This is a genomic window from Chroococcidiopsis cubana SAG 39.79, from assembly GCF_003991895.1.
GTDB classification, from domain to species: Bacteria; Cyanobacteriota; Cyanobacteriia; order Cyanobacteriales; family Chroococcidiopsidaceae; genus Chroococcidiopsis; species Chroococcidiopsis thermalis.
In genome coordinates, this window is record NZ_RSCK01000126.1 from 1 (window position 1) to 3,995 (window position 3,995).

General features: G+C 49.5%; 6 protein-coding genes and 1 pseudogene. 5 read left to right on the forward strand and 2 right to left on the reverse strand.

All coding sequences use genetic code 11. From position 1 onward, the window contains the following. Positions 1 to 81: 81 nt before the first annotated feature. Positions 82 to 666: pseudogene (locus tag DSM107010_RS33625) on the forward strand (IS5 family transposase); the annotation flags it as partial. Positions 667 to 687: 21 nt separating this feature from the next. Here the strand turns inward: DSM107010_RS33625 and DSM107010_RS33630 are convergent. Then, positions 688 to 1,023: a hypothetical protein gene (locus DSM107010_RS33630; RefSeq protein ID WP_127025044.1), complete on the reverse strand. Its 336-nt coding sequence runs from the start codon at positions 1,021 to 1,023 to the stop codon at positions 688 to 690. Between the two features lie 115 nt (positions 1,024 to 1,138). Here DSM107010_RS33630 and DSM107010_RS33635 point away from each other — a divergent pair, with 115 nt between their 5' ends. Further along, on the forward strand, positions 1,139 to 1,870 hold the full coding sequence (locus tag DSM107010_RS33635) for an S-layer family protein (protein ID WP_127025048.1): 732 nt from the start codon (positions 1,139 to 1,141) through the stop codon (positions 1,868 to 1,870). Here the strand turns inward: DSM107010_RS33635 and DSM107010_RS33640 are convergent. Continuing rightward, a complete protein-coding gene (locus DSM107010_RS33640) occupies positions 1,867 to 2,430 on the reverse strand; it encodes a Crp/Fnr family transcriptional regulator (RefSeq protein ID WP_106171382.1) in 564 nt (187 codons plus the stop codon). The genes DSM107010_RS33635 and DSM107010_RS33640 overlap by 4 nt on opposite strands. Before the next feature lie 379 nt (positions 2,431 to 2,809). Here DSM107010_RS33640 and DSM107010_RS39000 point away from each other — a divergent pair, with 379 nt between their 5' ends. The 3 genes from DSM107010_RS39000 (at position 2,810) to DSM107010_RS33650 (ending at position 3,770) form a co-directional block, all read left to right on the forward strand. Beyond that, positions 2,810 to 2,947, forward strand: coding sequence for a hypothetical protein (locus tag DSM107010_RS39000; RefSeq protein ID WP_158631935.1), 138 nt, complete (start codon positions 2,810 to 2,812; stop codon positions 2,945 to 2,947). Next, on the forward strand, positions 2,944 to 3,294 hold the full coding sequence (locus DSM107010_RS33645) for a cell division protein SepF (protein ID WP_127025052.1): 351 nt from the start codon (positions 2,944 to 2,946) through the stop codon (positions 3,292 to 3,294). Before DSM107010_RS39000 ends, DSM107010_RS33645 begins: the two co-directional genes overlap by 4 nt. 80 nt (positions 3,295 to 3,374) lie before the next feature. After that, the gene (locus DSM107010_RS33650) at positions 3,375 to 3,770 is read left to right on the forward strand and encodes a PadR family transcriptional regulator (RefSeq protein WP_106171385.1); all 396 of its coding nucleotides are present in this window, start codon (positions 3,375 to 3,377) and stop codon (positions 3,768 to 3,770) included. Positions 3,771 to 3,995: the final 225 nt, after the last annotated feature.

A 3,995-nucleotide genomic window follows, 5' to 3' on the forward strand; every position in this document is an offset into this window, starting at 1 on the left:
CTGTCGAGACTGACGTAAATCTGAGTCTTGGTTTGTATTCTACCCTGATTTCACGCTCTTTCTTTACAAAGTCCCACTAACCGCAATTGGCGTCAAGATGGGACTTGGGTGAGGATACATGACAGCCTGCGGCAGTGGGTGAGGGTGGAGATGGGGCGACAACCGAGTCCATCGGAAGCCATCATCGACAGCCAAAGCATCAAGAGTGCAGCAATGGTGAGCCAGGATGTCGGGTTTGATGGGGGAAAATTGATTCATGGACGCAAACGTTTTTTGAGCGTCGATACCTTGGGGTTGGTACTACGAGTGTTTGTCACTGCGGCAAACGTTGGCGAGCGCTCTGGTGGTAAACGGGTACTCAAACGAGTCAACCGGATGGGCTCATCAGTCTCTCGTCTGCACGCGATTTGGGCCGATGGTGGGTTTGACGGTGAGCCATTCAGGCGCTGGGTGATGGACGTTTGCCGTTGGATTGTTCAGGTCGTGCTACGACCAAAGCAGTCTAAGGGGTTTGTGTTGCTCAAAAAGCGGTGGGTTGTCGAGCGTACCTTCGGCTGGCTGATGAGCTGTCGCCGATTGGTCAGAGACCACGAGTTGTTGCCCGAAACTTCAGAGACATTGATTTACCTTGCCATGATTTGGATCATGGTGAGACGGTTGGCATAAAATCTGACTTCTCAAAACTTTTCAAACATCCTCTAAAGGAGGAGATGTAGTCGTAGATGCAGATTTTATAGAATTAAATGGAGTTCGACAAAATATATTTCTGCCTAGTGGCATTACGGCTTCAACTTTTGGAGGTGGACAAGCTGGAAATCTAAGAATTAGTACGTCAAAACTAAGAGTAAAAAATGGAGGCAGAATAGATTCTGCTACTATAAGCTCTGGTGCATCTGGTACTATTGACATCAAAGCCAGAGACTCCATAGAAATCGATGGTACAGTACCAGGTTCTCGAAATCTTAGTTTAATAATTTCAGCTGCTAATGTTTTAGATTCAAATTTAATTAGTGCTTTTGGCACTGCTCCAGTATTAACTGGAGAATCGGGAAGTATAACGATTTCAACTCAGAAACTGAGTATAACTAATGGCGGTCGAATTGCTGTAGGCAATGAAGGTACAGGTGGTGGTGGAGTAGTGTCGATTGAAGCTGATTCCATCAACCTAGATAATGCTGGCAATATCAGTGCTGCGACTGCATCAGGAGAAGGCGGAAATATTTTCTTAAACTCGCAAAATCTCCAGTTGCGAGACGGCAGCAGTATCTCTGCCACTGCTGGATTAGCAGGCGGTGGCGGTAACGGCGGCAACATCACCATCGACACCGACACCCTAGCTGCTATTCAAGGTAGCAGCATCACCGCCAATGCTTTCACGGGAAGAGGCGGGAATATCCGCATCTCGACTCAAGGAATATTCCAGTCCTCCGATAGCATTTTTGATGCCAGTTCCCAGTTTGGCGTGGATGGGACGGTGGAAGTGCGCTCTTTGGAATTGGAACCAGACGAAGCACTCGTCCCGTATAACAGAGTTTTCATCCCGATGGATGAGGTGATGAAAAATAGCTGCTTCGCGCGACGCAACAAGAAGCAGGTGCGGCTCGTCATCACGGACAACGGTGGCTTACCCGCAGGACCTGGGGACTCGGTGATGCCGATGCCCTTGTTCTCCGCCGAGGGGTTGGACGAGGAGTTGGAGACGCAATCACCACCCCCAAGCAGTCCAGCGCCCGATGATTCTGGCTGGCAGGAAGGAGATCCGGTAGTGGAAGCGACGGGGATTATCAAGACTAAAGATGGCAGGACATTGTTGGGAATGGTGGGGAGTAACTTACCGGATGCAGAAGAGGCGATTTGTCGGCAAGATTAGTGCTGCACGACAATGAGCCGCCGCTGCTGCCGCTGGATTTTTCCCTCTGCTTCTAAGCGCTGGAGGATTGTGGTCACGGCGACTCGACTCGTACCCAGCGTTTGAGCCAACTGTTGATGGGTGAGCCGCAGTTCGAGCCAGCGTCCGTTGCCCACCTCGCGACCGAATTTTTGACTCAACCAGACCAGAAGCTGCCACAATCTGTGAGACAGGGGATTGATATGGACGATACTCAGTAGTTCTTCTGTTTGCTGCTGGCGGTGAACGAGCGCATCTGTTAGCTGCGACCACTCGTTGCGGGGGCAGCTACTAATTTCTACATTTGTGAGGCAGTGGAGTTCGTATGGTTGGACTCGGGACAATGCATGTCCAACGACATCTCCCACTCCCCAGTAACCCAAGCAAGCCAGCTCGCCGTCACTAGTCCAAGTCATGCTGCAAACGGCACCTGATTCGATTTTCCATAAAACTGCCTGGTGTTCCGGCAGCCGCGCGCGACGGACAAATTGCTGTTTGAGTGCTGGAGTAGCGCAGCCAGCGCTTCGATCTAACTGTTGCATGTCACTCCACCGATTGAGCGATGGATTGACTAACTAGCCCAATTAGAACTGCCAGATACATGAGTCCGACATCCAGAAGGCAACAAACAGGCAGGTTTTGGCTCATCACTTTATACCAATAATATACCAACAAAATATTACAGAAAATTAGTATTTTTCTCAACTAGTGCAAGTGACTGAAATGAATTGCAACTAAGCCCTATCTATAGGTAGAGCCACAACAACTTCCGTATCCCAAAACACACTCGCCGATGAAAAAATCTATCTCAAGTGTCAGGTGCTCGATTCCTGAACTTTTCTGAACCTTGCCCAATTGACGAACGATGGAACTTGTACTGATACTGAATTGACTAGATTTTCATTCGCTCGGAGCATAGATGTGACGACACCGGTGAGCGGGCTGGAATTTGTTGCTGGCGGCGAGCGAGAAATCAGGACGGGCAAACGTGGTGATGTATTAGCTCGATTTATCTGGGGGATGACGATGAATTGTCCCAACAGAAGGCTCGAAAATTGAGCGCGGTTTTTTTTGGGGGTGCAATGCGGCAGAAGTTCAGACAAAAGACGAGATTGACAGCAGACGAAGCGAAAGACTACCGATTAGAGCAACAACTACCACAAATCGTCGTCATGGAACTACGGTTTTTTGAACACGTGAGGCAAGCGGTTCAAATCTTGTGGCAGGGACAACCGCTAGTCTTGAACTTGACTCAGTTGGATCTAGAGTTAGCACAGCGAGCGGTGGACTTTGTAGCTGGGGCAACTTGCGCAATAGATGGACAGCAACAATATCTAGCACCAAGGCTGTTTCTGTTTGCACCCCAGGGTGTTGAGTTAGCAAATGCGGTCGATGAAACCGCCTAGCTGTAGAAGCATGAATTATGGCAGGATTTTGTTTCGGTAAGAGTATAGCAGGTGATTTTCGTTTTAGGAGTGAGTCGATGATGCAACTTCAAGATATCCATCAGTTTTTTACCAGTCCCCCACCGCTCCAGCTTTGTCTGGAGCAAGCGGTTTGTTACATTCTATCGGTGTTGCTGGAGGGCGAATCTTACGGTACTGAGCTAATTGCACAGCTCGAAGGCGAATATGCCAACTATCGCCTCTCGGACACAGTGCTGTATGCAGCGTTGAGATTTCTGGAATCAGAGGGAGCAATCTGCGGCAGCTGGCACAAAGTCGAAGGGCGCGGACGACCGCGACGGGTGTATCGAATCAATCCCGCATGGCATGATGAAGCGCGAAAGCTAGCACAATTGTGGCGTGACTTTACCACTCAGCAGCAGCAAAAAAGGCTGAGTGTTGCAGTTCGCTCGCCAAAGCGAGTGGCACCAGCGTAGTGGCTGTTGCATCTGACACCGATGACAATGAGAATGTAACTCCTGGTTCATGAAGTAAAGTTTCCCAACCAACATCAAGGACTTGGGAAACTTCCGACTACATTTACCAATCGCTTATCGCTTCGTCACAAATCTGGGTAGGCGGAACGATTTGTCATTTTGGCGATCGCTACCAGCAAAGTAAGCCCAAGAGCCGATAGCGGCAGCCAAGAGCCAACCGAGGAT

Coding starts and splice junctions, on each gene's coding strand:
- DSM107010_RS33650 (WP_106171385.1), top strand. CDS start 3,375: ATGCAACTTCAAGATATCCATCAGTTTTTTACCAGTCCCCCACCGCTC.
- DSM107010_RS33640 (WP_106171382.1), bottom strand. CDS start 2,430: ATGCAACAGTTAGATCGAAGCGCTGGCTGCGCTACTCCAGCACTCAAA.